Below are 18,845 nucleotides of genomic sequence, written 5' to 3'. Positions count from 1 at the left end.
AGCGGATGGCGGTGTGGAGTCCCTGCCGGCCAGGCGATCTGCAATCCGCCAGCCGAGCATTCCAGGACGGCATCCACCTTCTCGCTCTTGTGTCCGCGATGACCTGGCTGGAGTGCCGCCGGCGAGGTGTCGCCGGGGAGTGACAAGCCCGATGCTCTGCGCCGGGCTCCGGTCGGACCCGGCCCGATGCCGGGGCCGCACCCAGATAAAAAAAACCCGCCGGTCCTTGCGGCCGGCGGGGTCTTCAGTACTGCCACGAAGACAGGGAGTGTTGTCGAGGTTCAGTCTGCGTGAATGCCGCGCGACTTGATCAGCGGGCCCCACTTGGCCATCTCGCGCGCCAGGTAGTCATGCAGCGCCGCGGGCGTGCTGCCGATCGGCTCGGCGCCGATGCTCGCCAGCTTCTTCTGCACGTCGGGCTTCTTCAGCGCTTCCACCATGGCCTTGTTCAGCTTGTCCACCACGGCCGGCGGCGTGCCGGCGGGCACGAAAGCTCCGAACCAGGGCGACAGTTCATAGCCGGGCACGCCGGCTTCCGCCACGGTCGGCACATTCGGCAGGGCCGAGGAGCGCTTGGCCGTGGTGACGGCGATGGCGGTCAGTTTGCCGGAGTCGATCTGCGGCTTGGCCGAGGTGATGCTGTCGAACATGTAGTCCACCTGCCCGCCCAGCAGGTCGCTCATCGCCGGGGCACTGCCCTTGTAGGGCACGTGCAGCATATTGACACCCGTCATCGAGGTGAACAGCTCGCCCGCCAGGTGGATCGAGGTACCGTTGCCGGCCGAGGCGTAGGTGTATTTGCCAGGATGCGCCTTGGCCTGGGCGATGACTTCGGCGATGGTCTTCTCGGCGTGCTTGGACTTGTTGGTCACCAGCACGTTGGGCACCACGGCCAGCAGCGAGACCGGCGCGAAGTCCTTGACCGGGTCATAACTGAGGCGGCCGTAGAGGAAGGGGTTCACCGCCATGCCGTTGGCGACGATGATGAGGGTGTAGCCGTCGGCAGGGGCGCGCGCGACCATCTCCGCGCCGATATTGCCGCCGGCGCCCGGACGGTTTTCCACCACTACGGCGGCACCCATCGAGCGGCCCATTTCCTGGCCCAGCACGCGTGCGATGTTGTCCATGGCGCCGCCGGCCGGGAACGGCACGATCCAGCGCAGGGGCTTGTCCGGATAGGCCGCGTGGGCGGCGCCGGCGCTCACGGCCAGGCCGGCCAGCAGCGCGGCCGCGCAGGCCTGGTGAAGGCGCGCGGACAGGCGCGCGAAAGGTTTTGCGTTCAAGGTCTCCCCCCGTGTTTGGTTGGTTTGTCGTCGGTGCCGGTGTCGCTGACGGTGTCGCGCGCTCAGCGGATCGACGACGGATGCTTGGCCAGCGGCGTCACGTGGATCTTCATGTACGGGAACAGGGGCAGCCCGGACAGCAGGGTGTGCAGCTCATCGTGGGATTCCACGTCGAAGATGCTGTAGTTGGCGTACTCGCCGACCACGCGGTAGATCTGTGGCCACTTGCCGCTGCGCTGCAGTTCCTGCGAGTAGGCCTTTTCGCGGGCCTTGATCTCGTCGGCCTGCGCTGCGGGCATGTCGTGCGGGATGTTGACGTCCATCCTGACCAGGTAAAGCATGGCGTGTCCTTCTGTACGATGAGTGGGTCGGGGCGCGCGGCTCAGGCGGCGCGCCGGTAGAACTTGAGCTTGTCCTCGTCCAGGACCAGGCCGAGGCCCGGGCCTTCGGGCAGATGGAGGCTGAAGTCACGGTAGGCCGGGCGCTCGACGACGATGTCGTCCTTGAGCAGCAGCGGCCCGAACAGTTCGGTGCCCCAGGCCAGCTGCGGCAGCGTGCAGAAGCCATGGGCGGCGGCGATGGAGCCGACGCTGCCTTCCAGCATGGTGCCGCCATACAGCGCGATGCCGGCCGCATCGCCGACCGCGGCGGTGCGCAGCATGGCGTGGATGCCGCCGGCCTTGGCGATCTTCAGCGCGAACACGTCGGCGCCGGCGATGCGCGCCAGCTCCATGGCGTCTTCCGGGCCGCACACCGCCTCGTCGGCCATGATCGGTACCACGAAGCGCGCCGCCAGCCGGGCCAGCGCGCCACGGTTGTCGCGCGGCGTGGGCTGTTCGATCAGGTCGATGCCGGCAGCTTCCAGCATGGCGATGCCGGTGGCGGCTTCGGCCTCGTTCCAGGCCTGGTTGACGTCCACCGTGATGCGTGCGCGCTCGCCCAGTGCCCGCTTGATGGCCGACACGTGTGCCACGTCCTCGCGCAGCGCGCGGCGGCCGATCTTGAGCTTGAAGGTATCGTGGCGGCGTTGCGCCAGCAGCGATTCGGCTTCCTCGATATCGCGGCCGGTATCGCCGCTGGCCAGGGTCCACAACACCGGCAGCGTCGGCCGCACGGCGCCGCCGAGCAGTTCCACCAGCGGCACGCCGAGGCGCTTGGCCTGCGCGTCGAGCAGCGCGGTCTCGATGGCCGACTTGGCGAAGCGGTTGCCGCGCGCCACCTTGCCCAGGCGCTGCATGGCGCCGTGGACATTGGTCGCATCGACGCCGGCCAGTGCGGGGGCCAGGTAGGTGTCGATGGTCAGCTTGATGCCTTCCGGGCTTTCGTCGCCATACGACAGGCCGCCGATGGTGGTGGCTTCGCCGATCCCCTCCACGCCGTCGCTGCAGCGCAGGCGCACGATCACCAGCGTCTGCCGCTGCATGGTCGCCATGGCCAGCTGGTGGGCCCGGATGGTGGGCAGGTCGACCAGGATGGCCTCGATCGCGCTGACGCTAGCTTTCATACCTGAAGGATTGGGTTTGGACGTTGAAAGAATGACCTCCGCAGTATGCAGGTTGACTTTGTGAGTGTCCAAGACCGATCATGTCTCGAATGATACCTTGGAGGTATGAGTGGAGCTTCGCCACCTGCGCTATTTCCAAGCGGTCGCAGAGGAGCTGAATGTGACGCGCGCCGCCGCGCGGCTGCACATCGCCCAGCCGCCGCTGTCGCGCCAGATCCGCCAGCTGGAGGACGAGATCGGCGTGCCGCTGTTCGACCGCGTCGGGCGCGGCCTGCGCCTGACCGAGGCCGGGCGCTTCCTGCTGGAGCAGTCGGTCCAGCTGACGGGGCGCATCGAGGAGGTGGTGGAGGGCACCCGCCGCATCGGCCAGGGCGACAAGCGCTGGTTCGGCATCGGCTTCGTGCCCTCGGTGCTGTACGGATTCCTGCCCGAACTGATCCGGGAACTGCGTGCCGCCGATGCCCAGGTCGAGGTCGGCTTGTCCGAGCTGATCACGGTCCAGCAGGTGGAGGCCTTGAAGGCCGGACGCATCGATATCGGCTTCGGCCGCATCACCCTGAACGACCCGGCCATCTCCCGCGCCGTAGTGATGGCCGAGCCGCTGGTGGCCGCCCTGCCGGCGGCACATCCGGCCAGCGGGCAACCGTCCTTGTCGCCCGAGGCGCTGGCGCGCCAACCCTTCATCCTCTACCCGGCCCGCCCTCGCCCGAGCTATGCCGACCACGTGCTGGGCCTGTTCCGCGCGCGCGGCCTGCAGTTGCGCGTGGTGCAGGAAGCCAACGAGCTGCAGACGGCGCTCGGGCTGGTCGCCGCAGGGCTGGGCATCACCCTGGTGCCGGCCTCGGTGCAGCGCCTGCATCGCGACGATGTGCGCTATCAGGCGATCGATGCGCCCGGCTTCACTTCGCCGGTGATCATGAGCTACCGCGCCGGCGATCGCTCGCCATTCCTGGCGCGCGCCATCGCCTGGGTCGAGCGGCAGGCCAAGCTGCACGCCGCTGCGCACGACGCCTGATACGCGCGTCGCGCGGTGCCGCCCATCGTTTGCTGCATGGCAACAATTCCAGCAGCAATGCCTCGTGAATTCGGGGATTGTTGCAGGATCTGATCGCAATACGCCAATGCATTGACTTGACCGGCCGGTCGGATATCTCTAGCATCCTCGCACTGCCGCAATATGTTCGCAATGAGAACATGAGTTCTATATGCGGCAATTTTAAGTTGACTTGTCTGGGGACACAGAGTGAACAAGATCGCCGGGTTCTTCACGGAACTGATGCGCCGGTACCTGCCGGATCCTTTCGTTTTCGCCATCGGCCTGACGCTGCTGACCATGGTGATGGCCATTGCAGTGGAGGGACAGCCGGTTCCCGCCGTGATTACCAGCTGGGGCAAGGGTTTCTGGAGCCTGCTGGCCTTTACCACGCAGATGGCCGTCATCCTGGCCATGGGCTATGTGCTGGCCACCGCGCCGCTGACCGACCGCCTGCTCGACCGCATCGTCGGCGCGGTGCGCACGCCGCGCACCGCCATCATCGTCGCCACCCTGGTGGGCGGCATCGGCAGCTACCTGAACTGGGGCTTCGGCCTGGTGATCGGTGGAATTGTCGCCAAAAAGCTGGCAACGCGCGTCAAAGGTGTGCATTACCCGCTGATCATCGCGGCAGCCTATAGCGGTTTCACGCTCTACGGACTGGGCCTGTCGGCCAGCATCCCGGTGCTGATCTCGACCAAGGGCCACCCGATGGAGAAGCTGATGGGCGTGGTGCCGCTGTCGGAGACCATCTTCTCCACGCCGATGCTGCTGACCAGCCTGGTGGTGATCGTCACCCTGCCGCTGCTGAATGCCTGGCTGCATCCGCGCAACCCGGCCGACATCGTCGAGATCCGCCCCGCCGCCAGCGACGGCCAGGACGAGGGCGCCGCGCCGGTGCACAGCATCGGCGGCGAGAACACGCTCGCCAGCCGCCTCAACAACAGCCGCCTGCTGAGCCTGCTGATCGGCCTGTGCGGCATCGCCTATGCCGTATTCCATTTCCGTGACGGCGGCTCGCTCGACCTGAACCTGATCAACTTCTTGATCCTGTTCCTGGGCGTGCTGCTGCTGGGTACGCCGGCCCAATACGTGGCCAAGCTGAACGAGGGCATCAAGACCATTTCCGGCATCATCCTGCAGTACCCGTTTTATGCCGGCATCATGGCGATCATGGCCGGGTCGGGCCTGGTCGACAGCATTTCGCGCGTGTTCGTCGACATCGCCACGCCGCAGACGCTGCCGTTCTGGGGGCTGATCAGCTCCTTCGTGATCAACTTCTTCGCGCCGTCGGGCGGCGGCCACTGGGTGATCCAGGGCCCGTTCATGATCGATGCGGCCAAGGCGATCGGCAGTTCGGTCAGCCAGACCTCGATGTCGGTGATGCTCGGCAATGCCTGGAACGACCTGGTGCAGCCCTTCTGGATCCTGCCGGCGCTGGCGTTGTCCAAGCTCAGCCTCAAGGACGTGATGGGCTACACGGTCATCATGATGTTCTGGGTCGGCCTGGTCTACATCGGCGCCATGCTGCTGTGGGGCGCCCAGATCGGCTGAGCCAGGAGGGCGGCCGCCTGCGCGGCCGCCGCTGCTACCCGAGGCGGCTCAAGGCCGCCGCCACCAAGGAGACCCGCATGCCTTTCCTGATCGAAACCTGGGACAAGCCCGACCACCAGGCGGTGCGCCAGGCCCACCGCCCTGCCCACCTCGACTACCTGGAACAGAACAAGGCCCTGCTGCTGGCCAGCGGCGCCAAGCTGCACGACGATGGCGGCGATGCCGGCGGCGGCATCTACATCGTCGACCTGCCGACCCGCGAAGCGGCCCAGCAGTTCATCGACGCCGATCCGTTCGCCCGCGCCGGGCTGTTCGCCGAGGTGCGCGTCACGCGCTGGCGCAAGGCCTATCTCGACGGCCGCTGCTTCCTCTGACACCGGCGCGCCGCGCCCGCTCCCTGTTCCATGACCGACGCGACCCTGCCACCCATGCGCTGGAAACATCGCCCAGAAGGGGCCAACTGGGGCGACTTCGGCCCTGACGACCAGCTCGGCCGCCTCAACCTGATCACGCCGGAGCGGATCCGCGCGGCGGCGGCCGAGATCCGTGCCGGCCATACCTTCTGCCTGTCGCTGCCGCTCGATTTCCCGGGCGGCAACGCCCTCAATGCGCGGCGCAACCCGCCGCGGCTGCGGCCCACTTTCCGCGACGGCGCCGCCTACGTCAATTTCCCGCTGGCCAAGCTGGAGCCGGGTGCCGTCGACGTGCTCAGCGACGACCAGGTACTGCTGTCGCTGCAGTACTCGACCCAATGGGATGCGCTGGCGCACGTCGGCGCCCTCTTCGATGCCGACGGCGATGGCATTGCCGAGCGTGTCTACTACAACGGCTACCGGCCCAACCAGGACATCGTCGGCCCGGTCGACTATCCCGAAGCCGCCGCCTTCGCCGACCATCCCTGCGGCCACGAGCACAGCCACGCGCACGCGCTCGGCATCGAGCGCGTGGCCGAGCACGGTGTGCAGGGCCGGGGCGTGATGGTCGACCTGGCCGAGTATCACGGGCGCGAGTTCCGCACGATCGGCTACGACGACCTGATGCGTGTGCTGGAGGCCGATGCCGTCGAGGTGGAGCCCGGCGACATCCTGGTGCTGCGCACCGGCTTCGCCGAGATGGTGCTGGAGATGCAGCGGCAGCCTGACGCCCACGCGCTCCACCACAGCTGCTGCGCCCTCGACGGACGCGATGCCCGCCTGCTGCAGTGGATCACCGATTCCGGCATCGCCGCGCTGGCGGCGGACAACTACGCGGTCGAACGCTACCCGGCCCGGCCGGCACCCGATCCGGCGCCGCGCCTGCCGCTGCACCATCATTGCCTGTTCAAGCTCGGCCTGCCGCTCGGCGAGCTGTGGTACCTGCGCGAGCTGGCCGCCTGGCTGCGCACGCAGCGGCGCACTCGCTTCTTCCTGACCGCCCCGCCGCTGCGGCTGCCCGGCGCCCTGGGTTCGCCCGTGACGCCAGTCGCGACCGTCTAGTATCCTGCGTGGCCGATGCTGCCGATGCACACTGCCCCAGGACACCCGCAACCTGCCGGCCGCCGGGCGCGGCCGCTTCATCCCCTACCGCAAGGAGCTTCGCATGCTGTTCATGGCCCAGATGACCGTCCGTATTCCCCATTCGCTCGACCCGGCCTTCGTCGAGCAGCTCAAGGCCGACGAGAAGGCGCTGTCGCAGCAACTGCAGCGCGAAGGCAAATGGCGCCACCTGTGGCGCGTGACCGGGCAGTACGCCAACGTCAGCATCTTCGACGTTGCCTCGAACGATGAACTGCACACGCTGCTGACCTCGCTGCCCCTCTACCCCTACATGGACATCACCGTGACGCCGCTGGCACAGCACGGCTCGGCGATCGTCCAGAACTGAGCGGGCGCCGGCGCCCGCATCCTTCCACTCCAACCATTCCGTACGCGACCATGCCCTACGCTGACCTTCCCGGCGTCCGCCTGCACTACCGCCTCGACGGCGATGCCGGCCTGCCCGTCCTCGTGCTGTCCAACTCGCTCGGCACCAACCTCGACATGTGGACGCCGCAGGTCGCCGCATTCAGCAAGCATTTCCGCGTGCTGCGCTATGACACGCGCGGCCACGGCGCTTCGTCGGTGCCGGCCGGCCCCTACCAGGTGGAGCAGCTCGGCGCCGACGTGATCGGCCTGCTCGACGACCTGCAGATCGAGCGCGCGCACTTCTGCGGCCTGTCGATGGGCGGCATCACCGGCATGTGGCTGGCGCTGGCGCATCCGCAGCGCTTGTCGAAGCTGGTGCTGTGCAATACCGCGGCCTATATCGGCCCGCCGGAAAACTGGACCAACCGCGCGGGCGCGGTCGAGCGCGACGGTGTCGGCTCCATCGCCCCGGCCGTGGTCGACCGGTGGCTGACGCCGGATTTCGCCGCCAAGCGCCCGGAACTGGTCAAGTACCTGCGCCAGATGCTGAGCGCCACCGATGCGCGCGGCTATGCCGCCAACTGCCTGGCTGTGCGCGACGCCGACCTGCGCGAGCGGGTGCGCGACATCCAGCTGCCGACGCTGGTGATCGCCGGCTCGGGCGACCTGCCCACCCCGCCGCGCGACGGCCAGTACCTGGCCAAGGCGATCCCGGGTGCGCGCTATGTGGAACTGGAAGCCGCCCACATCTCGAACCTGCAGCAGGTCGAGCCCTTCACGCGGACGGTGCTGGAGTTCCTGCAGGGCTGAGGCCCGCCGCGGCTGGCGCGGCAAGGTAAAAAAAGGCCGGGCATGTGCCCGGCCTTCTTCTTTTTTCCGTGTTCGCTTCCATCGGCGCGGACCCTGGCCGAGGCCCCAGGTCGGCGCCGCGCCGTGCAGCGCCGTGTCGTGTCGTGTCGTCAGAACGACGGCACCATGGCGCCCTTGAACTGGCTCTTCATGAACTGGCGCACGTCTTCCGACTGGTAGGCGGCCAGCAGCTTCTTGACCCAGGGCTTGTCCTTGTCCTGCGTGCGCACCACGATGATGTTGGCGTAGGGGCTGCGGATGTCCTCCAGCGCGATGGCGTCGTGGGTCGGCTGCAGGCCGGCGGCCAGCGCATAGTTGGTGTTGATGGCGGCGGCGGCCACGTCCGGCAGTGCGCGCGCAAGCTGGGCGGCGTCAAGCTCGACCAGCTTCAGCTTCTTGGGGTTCTCGGCGACATCCAGCGGCGTGGCGTTGCTGCCGTTGGTGCCGGCACCCGGCTTCAGCTTGATCACACCCTGCGCGGCCAGCAGCAGCAGCGCGCGGTTCTCGTTGGACGGATCATTGGGAATCGCGACGCGGGCGCCTTGCGGCAGGTCCTTGGTCGCCTTCACCTTCTGCGAATAGATGCCCAGCGGCGAGATATAGGTGAAGCCCACGCTGGTCATCTTGTAGCCGCGCTGCTTGATCTGGCTGTCCAGGTAAGGCTGGTGCTGGAAGCTGTTGGCCTCCAGTTCGCCGGCGTCCAGCGCGGCGTTCGGCTGCACGTAGTCGTTGAACTCGATCACCTTGACGTTCAGGCCTTCACGCTTGGCCACCTTCTGCACCACCTTCCACACGTCGGCGTCGGGGCCGCTGACGGTGCCGACGCGGATGGTCTGCTCCTGGGCCGCGGCGCTGCCGGCGACGGCGATGCCGAGGGCGGCGACCAGGAAGGTAAGGGTCTTGGAAATCGCGGAAACGCGCATGGGAATCTCTCTTGTCTAGTCAGCCGGCGCGGATGGCGCCGGACCCCGCCTGCCGACGGCCGGGGGCGCTTGCTGAGCGCCCCCGGCCCCGCGCGGCGCGCCGATGGGCGTGCCGCCGGAATGGCCAGGACAGGACGGGAACGGGAAGGAATCACGATATGTGAGCCATCCGGCGCCTGGTGGCGCCGGACAGGCCACAGGGTACCTCAATGCGTGCCGGCCGTGGCGCCCTCGTGGTCGCTCTCGTGGTCGCTCTCGTGGTCGCTCTCGTGGTCGCTCTCGTGGCGCGAGCGTTCGGTGGCGAGATGCTCGTGGACCTTGAGTGCCCCCTGCCAGCCGCCGCCGAGGGCGAGGAAGAGGCTGATCTGGTCCATCGCCACCTGGCCGTCCGAGGCAGCCAGCGCGGCGTCGTTGTTGGCGAGCGTCCGATCGGCGTCGAGGCTGTTCAGGTAGGGCGCGCGGCCGGCCTCGTACAGCAGCCGGTTCTGGTGCGCGGCCTGGTCAGCCTTGTCGCGCGCGGCCCGCAGTGAGGCATTGCGCTCCAGTTCGTGCGTGTAGGCGCTGAGGGCCGTGTCGGTCTCGCGCAGGGCCTTCAGCACCACCCCGTCGAAGTGCGCCAGCGCGGCGTCGGCGCCTGCTTCCATATTGTGGATGCGCGCCCGGGTGCCGCTGGTGGGGATATTCCAGGTGATCGCAGGACCGATGCCCCAGTGCGCCGTCTGTGCCTGGCCCAGGTGATCCAGGATGCCGGTGAAGCCGGCCGAGGCGCCGATGGTGATGGACGGATACAGATCGGCGGTGGCCACCCCGATCTTGGCGGTGGCCGAGGCCAGCTCGCGTTCGGCCTGGCGCACGTCGGGGCGGCGCTTGAGCAGCGCCGCGCCGTCGCCGACCGGCAGGGCCTGGCTCAGCTTGGGAATCGCGTGGCAGGCATAGTCCTGCACGGCACCGGCGGCGGGCGGCTTGCCCAGCATCACCGCCAGGCGATAGGCGGCGGCTTCCCGGCCCGCGCGCAGCCTGGGCAGCGCGGCGCGCAGGCTGTCGGCCTGCGACTGGGCGCGCAGCAGGTCAAGCGGCTGTCCGCGGCCCGCCTCGACCAGGCGGCGCGTCAGCTCGACGCCGCGTTCCTGCAGTGCGAGCTGGTGCTCGGCCACTGAGAGTTCATGCGAGGCGGCGCAGCCTTCCACATAGGAACGCGCGGTCTCTGCGGCCACGACCACGCGCGTCTGGTCGAGCGCGGCCTGACTGGCCTGGGCGCCGGCCAGTGCGGCCTCGTCGGCGCGGGCCAGCTTGCCGAAGAAATCGATCAGGTAGGACACGCCGAAGCCGACGTTGCCGAAATTCATGACCGGAATCTTCTCTTCATGCAGCAGCGGTTCGGCCGCGATCTCGCCACGCTGGGCGCCCGCCTCGACCCGTGCCATCGGCAGGTTCTCGGCTTCGACCTCGTGGTAGGTGGCGATGGCGCGGCGCAGGTTGGCAGCGGCCACGCGCAGATCGGTATTGGCGGCCAGGGCTTCCTGTACCAGCGCGTCGAGCCGCGGATCGTCGTACAGGCGCCACCAGCCGTCCGGCACGGGGGCGATCGAGACGGCCGGGTTGCCGGCGCCGGGCAGCGGGCCGTTGGCTTCCGGCGACTTGACCGCGGCTTGCTCCGGCAGGTGATAGTCGGGGCCGACCGTGGTGCAGGCGGCGAACAGCAACGGCGCCAGCGCCGGAATCAGGGCTAGCGTAAAGCGTTTCACTGGATGGACTCCTGCTTGCCGGCCGGGGTCTGGGCGACCGCATGGCCGGACTGGGGGGCGGCGCCGGCGGCGGCCGGGGCCGCATCGCCCTTGCCGCCGCGCGCTTCTTCGACCGACACGGTGGCCGTGCGGCCCGCCACCAGGCGGATATCGGCCGGCATGTCGTCCAGCGCGATGCGCACCGGCACGCGCTGCGCCAGCCGCACCCAGTTGAAGGTGGGATTCACGTTCGGCAGCAGCGAGGAGCCGGCGCTGCGGTCGCGGTCCTCGATACCGGCCGCGATGCTCTGCACGTGGCCGCGCAGCACCTGCGACTCGCCCATGATGCGGATGCGCACCGGGCTGCCCAGGTGGATGCCGCCGAGCTTGGTTTCTTCGAAATAGCCTTCCACGTGGAAGGACTGCTCGTCGACCATCGACATCACCGGCTTGCCGGTGCTGACGTAGTCGCCCAGGCGCGGCAGGCGGTCGTTGACGTAGCCATCGACGGGGCTCAGCACGCGCGTGCGCTCCAGGTTCAGCTTGGCCAGGTTGACCGCGCTCTCGGCCTGGGCCAGCGCTGCCTCGCCCTGCTGCACCTTGGCCAGCCCTTCTTCCACCACTTCCTTGGCGACGATGTCCGACAGCTTCTGGCTGCGTGCCGCCTCGCGGCGCGACTGGCCCAGCGTGGCGCGGATCGCCGCCGCATTGGCCTCGGCTTGCTGCAGCGCCAGGGCGAAGCGGTCGCGGTCGATCTCGAACAGCGCGTCGCCGCGCTTGACACGCTGGTTGTCCTTGACCAGCACGCGGGTGACCAGGCCTGACACGTCGGGGGCGATCTGCACGACGTCGGCCCGCACATGTCCGTCGCGCGTCCACGGTGCGATCGTGTAGTAGTCCCACAGGTGCTTGGCGACGACCGCCGCTCCGGCGGTCAGGGCCAGCGTGAGCACGACCGGCCCGATGGATTTCAGTCTGAGTTTCATGATTGCAGATGCGTCGCCAGCCACACCACCCCACCCAGGATGAGGGCGTACAGCGACAGGTTGAAGAGGGAACGGTGCCAGACCAGCCGGTAGAAGCCCACGCGCGACAAACCGGCGCGCAGGCCCGCCATGATCACGAAGGCCAGCAGCATCCACACCAGCAGGCTGGGAACGTAGACGCCGTAGAGGTTGACTTCACCGCTCATCATTGCTTCCCGTTGACGGGAGAGGTTGAAAACAAGGCCACTTCCATTTCGACGAGGGCCGACATCGCCGTACGCGAGGCCTGGTCGGCCCGCTCGGCCACCCCCTGCATCGCGCGCATCAGGCGCCGCTGCAGAGCTTCCGGCGGTGCGTCGGCCTTGGCTTCGAGGCGGTCGCGGTAATAGCCGGCCACGCTTTGCAGCACGCGGCGCACTGCATGCTGGGAGGCCTCCGGCAGCGCCGGCAGCTCGCGCTGCAGCGCCAGCGTGCTCAGTTCCACCCGTACCTCGGTGAAACCGTCGGTGGAGCGCTCGTTCTCGCTGGCCGCCAGGCGCGGCACCAGTTGCGCCAGCCGGTCCAGCATGCGGGCGCGCAGGTGGTCGTGCTCATGGGGAGCGCGTCCGGTGGCATTGCGCGCGATGTCGCCCCAGCTTGCCCGCACCAGGCGGCGTGCCGCCGCGGCGGTGCCGAAGGGCCGGACCAGCAGCGTCCACACCAGCGCGAACAGAATGCCCGCCACGCCGGCCACGTTGGTGTTGAAGAAAGTCTGGAAATCGGCGTTGTAGCTGCCTTGCAGGCCGATGTCGGTGGCCGTGACCATGGCCAGCGGCACGGCGATCAGCGCCAGCCTGGGTTGGGCGATCATCACGCCGAACAACAGGTAGGGGATGGCGAACATCGCCACCAGCATCTCGAAGTCGTGCGCCCGCGGCAGGATCATGAACAGGTAGACCATGGCCAGCAGCACGCAGACCACGTTCCAGATGAAGAAGGAACGGATCATCGGCGCGGGTTCGTCCAGCGCGGCGAAGAAACAGCAGGACACCGCGCCCAGGGCCACCGCGCTGGCGCCGTCGGCCCAGCCGGACAGGATCCAGACCATGCCCATGCAGAAGATGCCCAGCGCGGTGGTGCCGGTGGAAAACAGCAGCATGCCGTGGTCGTAGTGGCGTGCCGCGCCGACGTTCCAGCGCCGGAATACGGGCTGCCAGTCTCCGGCCGGCGCGGCTTCACCCAGGCGCCGCTGCAGTGCCACGCAATCCTGCCACAGGGCGGTCAACTCGCGCAGCCGCTCGTAGGCGGTGGACGCCACCGCGGTTGCCAGCGCAGGCGGTGTGTTCTCCTCGAGCGCGGGAGGGGCCGCAGCCTCGCCGCGGATCCAGGCGGAAACGGCGGTCATGCGGGCGGCCAGCTGGTCCGGTACGCCGGCTTCGTCGCGCTGCATGGTCTCGACCAGGCTGGCCAGGGAGGCCAGCACCGGCAGCAGCATGGTCATGCGGCCGCGCAGTTCCTTGGCATCGCGGATGCGCGCGGCGGTCTCGGTGTCGTAGGAAAGCTGGCTGATCAACTGGTCGAGCGCCAGGATGTCGGCGGCCATGCGGTGCCGGCTCTGGTGAAGCGATACCGCCGCACCGGCATCGCGCAGCGACAGCATGTCGCCGGCCCACTGCGCCGCGTCGCCCATCCACTGCGCCAGGCGGTCGCGCAGCACGTTGGAGACCTTGGCGGGGAAGACCACGGCGCCGACCACGCTGGCGCAGATGATGCCCAGGCAGATCTCTTCGGAACGTGCGATGGCCAGGTCGAAGACGCCGCCCGGGTGGTCCACTGCCGGCAGCGCCACCATCGGCAGCGTGTAGGCGGCCAGCATGAACAGGTAGCTGCGCGGGGAGCGGTCGAGCAGCGCCACGTAGAGCAGCACCGCGACCCAGACAGCCACTGCCGCCATCAGCAGCGGTGGCGTATTGACCAGCGAGGGCACCAGCGCCACCGAGGCGGCCGCGCCCAGCAGCGTGCCGAGCACGCGGTACATGGATTTGGAGCGGGTCGCGCCGGTCAGCGGGTGCGCCACCACGTAGACGGTCGCCATGGCCCAGTAGGGGCGCGGCAGGCCGATGTAGAGCGCGATGAACAGGGCCAGCATGGAGGCCACGAAGGCCTTGGTGGAGAAGATCCAGTCGCGCGCGGACGGCCAGGTACTGCCCATCACGTCAGGCCTCCTGGCTCGGTGCCGGGCTCTGCGGCACGACCACCGAATCCGCGGCGCGCGCCAGGGCATCCAGCACGCGCAAGGCGCCCTCGAGGTCCTGCGCCGGGATGTGGGCGAAGACCTGCGAGCGGATGCGCTTGAGGTCCACTTCGATCTTGGCCGCCAGTTCCTCACCTGCCTCGGTCAGCCACAGGGCATTGGCACGGCGGTCGCTGGCGTCCACCTCGCGGCGTACCAGGCCCGCGGCGCTCAACTGGTCGAGCAGGCGCACCAGCGAGGCGCCTTCCAGGCCGACGTAGTCGGCCAGCGTGACCTGGCGCACCCCTCCTCCGAGGCGGCGGATGAACAGCAGGGGGCCGGCGGCGGCGGCGGAGATGCCGTAGGACGTCACGGCTGCCTGGGAGATCTGGCGCCACTGTCTCCCTGCCAGCATCAGCTGGCCGGTAAAGGCAAAGCGCAGCGCGTCTATCGAGTTCATGGGCAGAATGATAGTTGTGAAATAATTAGAATGCAAACTATTTTTGTGGCATTGCAGCAACCGCGGCCGCCGACCTGCCATCCGGGTGCGGCAAGCCGTGGCGCGCACATTCTGCGTGTAACCTATCGCGCACATCACGCGCGTCACGCGCATCACGCACGTTTGATCGCAACATCCTTCTGCCGTCCCGCCGCATCACCGGCAGGCCCCGTACCCTGCCCGCGTTCAGGACAGCGACAGCGCCGCGAGGGTCCCAAGCCAGGTGGCCCCGGCGGCGGCCACCAGCCCGGCGCCTACCTGCAGCGCGAAGCGGTATCCCCCGGCCGCCGTGGCCAACCCGATCTTGGTGAGGGTATTGGTGCTGAACGCCGCCAGCACGGGCCACATCGCGCTGCCGACCGGCAGCCGCCCTGCCGCCACCTGGGCACCGATCGAGGCGGTGGCGGCGTGGGCATCGGCAAAACCGGCGACGGCAGCCACGGCGACCAGGGCCGTTGCGCCGAGCCAGGCCTGCGCCGCGGCGGCCAGCCACAGCAGGAATGCCGTCATCAAGGCAAAGCCGGCCGCCACGCGCCAGTCGAAGGCCCGGCCTTGCGGTGACTCTTCCGGCGCTTGTTCCGCATGCGTGGAGCGCCAGGCCCAGAGGCCGCCGAAAGCGGCGATCACCGCCAGCCCGGCCGCGAGCGGGATGGCAAGCTGGCGCAAGGTGGCGAGGCTGGTGGCCGCCAGCAGCAGGATCATCTGCACGAAGGTGGACACCGTGGACAGCAGCGCCGCGGCGACCGCCGCCTGCGCCTTGTCGGGCTCCTTGCGCGCCAGCGCCGCCATGCTGGCGATGGTGGCGCTGCTGGAGACGAAGCCCCCGAACAGGCCGGCCATCGGCAGCCCGAGCTGGCTGCCCAGCCAGCGCACGGCGATGTGGCCGGCGGCGCCCATCAGCATCACCAGCACGGCGATCAGCCACAGTGTGTGCGGGTTCCAGGCCTTGAACGGGCCGAGGTAACGATCCGGCAGCAGCGGCCAGACCACCAGCGCGGCGGCGGCCAGTACCAGGGCGTCACGCAGTTCCTGCTCACTGAGGATCTGGCGGGCGAAGTGGTGCAGCCAGGCCTTGCCGTGCAGCAGCAGCAGCACCACCGTGGCGGCGCCCGCGGCCAGCGTGGCCTCGCTGGTGGCGAGTGCGCCCAGCAGCACCACGCACAGCAGCGCCAGCTCGGTGGTCATGCCGGGATCGCGATCCGAGGTGCGGTGGTAGGCCAGGCAGGCCAGCGCGCCCGTCGCCAGCAGCACGGCGGGCAGCACCAAGGGACCGGGCAGGCGCGCGGCCACGGCACCTGCGAGGCTGGCGACGGTGAAGGTGCGCAGGCCGGCCGGCACCTGTTCGTCGCCACCGGCATTGCTGCGCTCGCGCTCGAGCCCGATCGCCAGGCCGATGCCCAGTGCCACAGAAAATGCCACGTAGTCGTGTTCCATCGCATCTCCGTTGCGCCGCGGTGCGCATCGCGCCCGCCAGGACCCACAGGCTACCTTGACTCCGCCCGTCCGTATATGCGCCGGGCCGCACGTTGCGCCCGCCCTTGATGCTTCTCAAGAAAGCGGCCGCCCTTGTCTCCTACCATGACCGCAGGCCCGCGCGGCGGGCACGGCTCGGAGGATGGCATGGACGATGGCGCACTGACGCGGGCCCTGATGCACGGCGCGGCCTATCCGCACGCGGCGCCCGGGGTGCGCTGCATCGAGACCCATCTTTCGCGCGTGTTCCTGGCCGGCGAGTATGCCTATAAAGTACGCAAGCCGGTGCGCTTCGATTTCGTCGATTTTTCCACGCTGGCGGCGCGGCGCGCCGATTGCGAGGAAGAACTGCGCCTGAACCGCAGGCTGGCCGGCGCGCTGTACCTGGACGTGGTACCCATCGCGGCCGTCGCCGGCGGTGCGGGCGGGCATGAGGACCGGGAAGCGGACGGCAATACGCCGGTCCGCCTTGGCGGCAGCGGCCCGGCCCTGGACTATGCCGTGCGCATGCGGCGTTTCGCCCAGCACGACCTGCTGGCCGCGCGCGTGCAGGCCGGCAACGTGGACGGGGCGATGATGGACGCGCTCGGCCGGCGGCTTGCCGATTTCCACGCGGACGCGCCGCGCTGCGGCAGCACGGACGCCACCGACTACGGTACGCCCGCGCGCGTTGCCGCCACACTGGAAGAATGCCTGCAAGGCGTCGCACGCCTGGCCGACGCCGACGGCGCGGAGGCCATCCAATGCCTGGGCCGCGCCATGCGCGCGGAGGCGCTGCGCCTGGCGCCGGCCATGGCGGCGCGGCGCCGCAGCGGCCATGTGCGGGAGTGCCATGGCGACCTGCATCTCGGCAACGTCGTAGTCGTCGACGGCGAGGCGCTGCCCTTCGACTGCCTGGAGTTCAATGCCGGCCTGCGCTGGATCGATTCCATCAGCGATACCGCCTTTCTCTATATGGACCTGATCCACCATGGACGGCGCGACCTGGCCTACCGCTTCCTCAATGCCTACCTCGAACGCGGCGGCGACTATGCCGGGCTCGGCCTGCTGCCTTTCTATGCCGCACTGCGGGCACTGGTGCGCGCCCGCGTGGGACTCGAACGCAGGCAGCAGTGCGCGGCCGCCGGCGCGGACGCCGCGCCCGCGGCCGGCTGGCGCGCCCTGCTGGAGCTGGCCGAGACGCTGCTGTCCAGGCGCCGCGGCGCCATCCTGCTGATGCACGGCCTGTCCGGCAGCGGTAAGTCCACCGTGGCGGCACGGCTGGCCGAGCGGGGCGGCATGGTGCGTGTGCGTGCCGATGTCGAGCGCAAGCGGCCGGGCGCGCCACCCGCCGGCGGCTGGTATGCGCCGGCCGCCGGCGCCGCGACCTACCGGCGCCTGCTGGCCGCGTGCCGCCTCGGGGCCTGCGCCGGCTTTCCGATGATCGCCGACGCCACCTTCCTGGCGCGCGCGCACCGCGAGTGCTTCGCCGCACAGGCGGCGCGGCTGCGCCTGCCCTTCGTCATCGTCCACTGCGAGGCGACGGTCGACACCCTGCGTGCGCGCATCTCGGCACGGGCCCAGGCGCGCAACGATCCGTCCGATGCCGACCTCGAGGTGCTCGGCCGGCAGTTGCGCGAGCAGGAGCCGCTGTGCGCGGCCGAGCTTCGCGCCACCACCAGCGCGAGCGATGCGGACATGCTGGCGGCGCGCTTCGCCTGAGGCGGCGCCGGTGCGGCGGATCCCGGCGGCAGACCGTGCCCGCTGGAGCCGAAAACCGAGGCAAGACTCTACGACTCGCTTGCCGGCAATCAAAGACACGGCATTGCCGGCCGCTGCCCCCTCGGCGTGGGGCTTGTGCAGCGCAGCGCGAAGTGTAGGATGGAGCGCATCGCTTGATCGTGGCAGCACCGGCGCCGAGCCGGTCCCACGGCATTCCTGCAACGATCCGACAGGTGGTGAATGAAGAACCGATTCCGCTGGGCCCTCCTTGGCCTGCTCGTCATCCTGCTCGCGGGCGCGGGCTTCTGGTGGGAAACCGCCCACCGCACGCGCTGGCCGGCGGATATCGCTTACGCCAACGGCCGCCTGGAAATGGCGAGGGTCGACGTCGCCGTCAAGTATGGCGGCCGCGTGGTCGAGCTGCCGGTGCACGAAGGCGACGTGCTGGCGGCCGGGGCCCTGGTGGCCCGCCAGGACGACAGCGAACTGCGCGCCCAGCTGGCGGCGGCCAATGCAGCCCGGGCACGCGCGGCCGACGCGATGCTGCGCGCCCGCGCCGAGACCGATGGCCGCGCCGCACGCCAGCGCCTGGCGCGGCTGGAATGGTCGGAAACCGTCAAGCTGTTCGACGAGGGCCAGGTCTCCGCAGTGGAACGCGACCGCCGTCGCCTGGCCCTGGAGGGTGAACAGGCGGGCGTCGACGGGGCACACGCCGCGCTGGGCGAAGCCCGCGCGGCGGAGGCCGAGGCCGAGGCCCAGATCGCGCGGCTCCAGGCCGTGCTGGACGAGACCGCCGTGCGCGCGCCGGTGGCCGGGCGCGTCGAGTACCGCGTGGTCGAGGTCGGCACGGTACTGCCGGCCGGCGGCCGCGTCGCCTCCATGCTGAATCCGGACGACATCTACTTCACGATCTTCCTGCCGGGCCCGCAGGCAGGCCGGCTCGCCATCGGCGCCGCGGCCCGTATCCTGCTGGATGCCTTCCCCGGCGAGGCCATCCCGGCCAGGATCGGCTATGTCGCCAGCGAGGCCCAGTTCACGCCGAAATATGTCGAGACCGAGGGGGAGCGGGCCAAGCTGATGTATCGCGTCAAGCTGCAGCTGCCGGTCGAGGTGGCGCGGCGGCTGGCGCCGCGGCTGAAGGCGGGCATGACCGGCGCGGGCTATGTCCGGCTGGATGCGGCCCGCTCCTGGCCGCCGGCACTCGCCGTGCGCGGGGAATAA

General features: G+C 69.4%; 18 protein-coding genes. 8 read left to right on the top strand and 10 right to left on the bottom strand.

Translation table 11 applies throughout. The features are described from left to right. Positions 1-281: 281 nt before the first annotated feature. The 3 genes from BKK81_RS28975 to BKK81_RS28965 all read right to left on the bottom strand — a co-directional run bounded on the left by BKK81_RS28975 (position 282) and on the right by BKK81_RS28965 (position 2,787). Positions 282-1,283, bottom strand: a complete 1,002-nt coding sequence (locus BKK81_RS28975) for a tripartite tricarboxylate transporter substrate binding protein (RefSeq protein WP_418235900.1) — start codon at positions 1,281-1,283, stop codon at positions 282-284. 62 nt (positions 1,284-1,345) lie between these two features. Beyond that, positions 1,346-1,624, bottom strand: coding sequence for a muconolactone Delta-isomerase (catC, locus tag BKK81_RS28970; protein WP_071020071.1), 279 nt, complete (start codon positions 1,622-1,624; stop codon positions 1,346-1,348). Between the two features lie 41 nt (positions 1,625-1,665). Next, the gene (locus tag BKK81_RS28965; RefSeq protein WP_071020068.1) at positions 1,666-2,787 is read right to left on the bottom strand and encodes a muconate/chloromuconate family cycloisomerase; all 1,122 of its coding nucleotides are present in this window, start codon (positions 2,785-2,787) and stop codon (positions 1,666-1,668) included. A gap of 109 nt (positions 2,788-2,896) precedes the next feature. On the opposite strand from BKK81_RS28965, the gene BKK81_RS28960 reads away from it, so the two are divergent. The 6 genes from BKK81_RS28960 to pcaD all read left to right on the top strand — a co-directional run bounded on the left by BKK81_RS28960 (position 2,897) and on the right by pcaD (position 8,067). Continuing rightward, on the top strand, positions 2,897-3,802 hold the full coding sequence (locus BKK81_RS28960) for a LysR family transcriptional regulator (protein WP_071020065.1): 906 nt from the start codon (positions 2,897-2,899) through the stop codon (positions 3,800-3,802). A 228-nt stretch (positions 3,803-4,030) separates the two neighbouring features. Next, entirely contained in the window at positions 4,031-5,374 is a 1,344-nt protein-coding gene (locus tag BKK81_RS28955) for a short-chain fatty acid transporter (protein ID WP_071020062.1), read from the top strand. Between the two features lie 77 nt (positions 5,375-5,451). Next, positions 5,452-5,748 carry a YciI family protein gene (locus BKK81_RS28950; protein WP_071020060.1) on the top strand — a complete coding sequence of 99 codons (297 nt, stop codon included), beginning with the start codon at positions 5,452-5,454 and terminating at the stop codon, positions 5,746-5,748. 54 nt (positions 5,749-5,802) lie between these two features. Further along, on the top strand, positions 5,803-6,849 hold the full coding sequence (locus BKK81_RS28945; RefSeq protein WP_071022564.1) for a cyclase family protein: 1,047 nt from the start codon (positions 5,803-5,805) through the stop codon (positions 6,847-6,849). 103 nt (positions 6,850-6,952) lie between these two features. Further along, on the top strand, positions 6,953-7,237 hold the full coding sequence (catC, locus tag BKK81_RS28940; protein WP_071020058.1) for a muconolactone Delta-isomerase: 285 nt from the start codon (positions 6,953-6,955) through the stop codon (positions 7,235-7,237). A gap of 50 nt (positions 7,238-7,287) precedes the next feature. Further along, a complete protein-coding gene (gene pcaD / locus BKK81_RS28935) occupies positions 7,288-8,067 on the top strand; it encodes a 3-oxoadipate enol-lactonase (RefSeq protein ID WP_071020055.1) in 780 nt (259 codons plus the stop codon). A 149-nt stretch (positions 8,068-8,216) separates the two neighbouring features. On the opposite strand, the gene BKK81_RS28930 is transcribed toward pcaD, so the two are convergent. From BKK81_RS28930 to BKK81_RS28900, 7 genes are all read right to left on the bottom strand, one after another. Continuing rightward, positions 8,217-8,993 carry a MetQ/NlpA family ABC transporter substrate-binding protein gene (locus tag BKK81_RS28930; protein ID WP_418235919.1) on the bottom strand — a complete coding sequence of 259 codons (777 nt, stop codon included), beginning with the start codon at positions 8,991-8,993 and terminating at the stop codon, positions 8,217-8,219. Between the two features lie 242 nt (positions 8,994-9,235). Then, complete coding sequence (locus BKK81_RS28925) at positions 9,236-10,774, bottom strand: efflux transporter outer membrane subunit (protein ID WP_071020050.1); 1,539 nt, start codon at positions 10,772-10,774, stop codon at positions 9,236-9,238. After that, complete coding sequence (locus BKK81_RS28920) at positions 10,771-11,739, bottom strand: efflux RND transporter periplasmic adaptor subunit (RefSeq protein ID WP_071020047.1); 969 nt, start codon at positions 11,737-11,739, stop codon at positions 10,771-10,773. Before BKK81_RS28920 ends, BKK81_RS28925 begins: the two co-directional genes overlap by 4 nt. Next, positions 11,736-11,945: a DUF1656 domain-containing protein gene (locus BKK81_RS28915; RefSeq protein ID WP_071020044.1), complete on the bottom strand. Its 210-nt coding sequence runs from the start codon at positions 11,943-11,945 to the stop codon at positions 11,736-11,738. Before BKK81_RS28915 ends, BKK81_RS28920 begins: the two co-directional genes overlap by 4 nt. Beyond that, positions 11,945-13,930, bottom strand: coding sequence for an FUSC family protein (locus BKK81_RS28910; protein ID WP_071020042.1), 1,986 nt, complete (start codon positions 13,928-13,930; stop codon positions 11,945-11,947). The genes BKK81_RS28915 and BKK81_RS28910 overlap by 1 nt, the downstream gene beginning before the upstream one ends. A 4-nt stretch (positions 13,931-13,934) precedes the next feature. Next, positions 13,935-14,411: a MarR family winged helix-turn-helix transcriptional regulator gene (locus BKK81_RS28905; protein ID WP_071020039.1), complete on the bottom strand. Its 477-nt coding sequence runs from the start codon at positions 14,409-14,411 to the stop codon at positions 13,935-13,937. A gap of 225 nt (positions 14,412-14,636) precedes the next feature. Then, positions 14,637-15,884, bottom strand: a complete 1,248-nt coding sequence (locus BKK81_RS28900; RefSeq protein ID WP_071020036.1) for an MgtC/SapB family protein — start codon at positions 15,882-15,884, stop codon at positions 14,637-14,639. 186 nt (positions 15,885-16,070) lie between these two features. Between BKK81_RS28900 and BKK81_RS28895 the strand changes: the two genes are divergently transcribed. Both BKK81_RS28895 and BKK81_RS28890 read left to right on the top strand, forming a co-directional pair. After that, positions 16,071-17,624 (top strand): bifunctional aminoglycoside phosphotransferase/ATP-binding protein, encoded by a 1,554-nt coding sequence (locus tag BKK81_RS28895; RefSeq protein WP_071022562.1) that lies wholly within the window; start codon positions 16,071-16,073, stop codon positions 17,622-17,624. Between the two features lie 240 nt (positions 17,625-17,864). Further along, on the top strand, positions 17,865-18,845 hold the full coding sequence (locus tag BKK81_RS28890) for an HlyD family secretion protein (RefSeq protein WP_071020035.1): 981 nt from the start codon (positions 17,865-17,867) through the stop codon (positions 18,843-18,845).

Origin of the sequence: Cupriavidus sp. USMAHM13 (genome assembly GCF_001854285.1) — a bacterium.
Classification (GTDB): domain Bacteria; phylum Pseudomonadota; class Gammaproteobacteria; order Burkholderiales; family Burkholderiaceae; genus Cupriavidus; species Cupriavidus malaysiensis.
The sequence above is the reverse complement of the archived record's forward strand: the minus strand, read 5'-3'. Positions and strand labels throughout refer to the sequence as shown.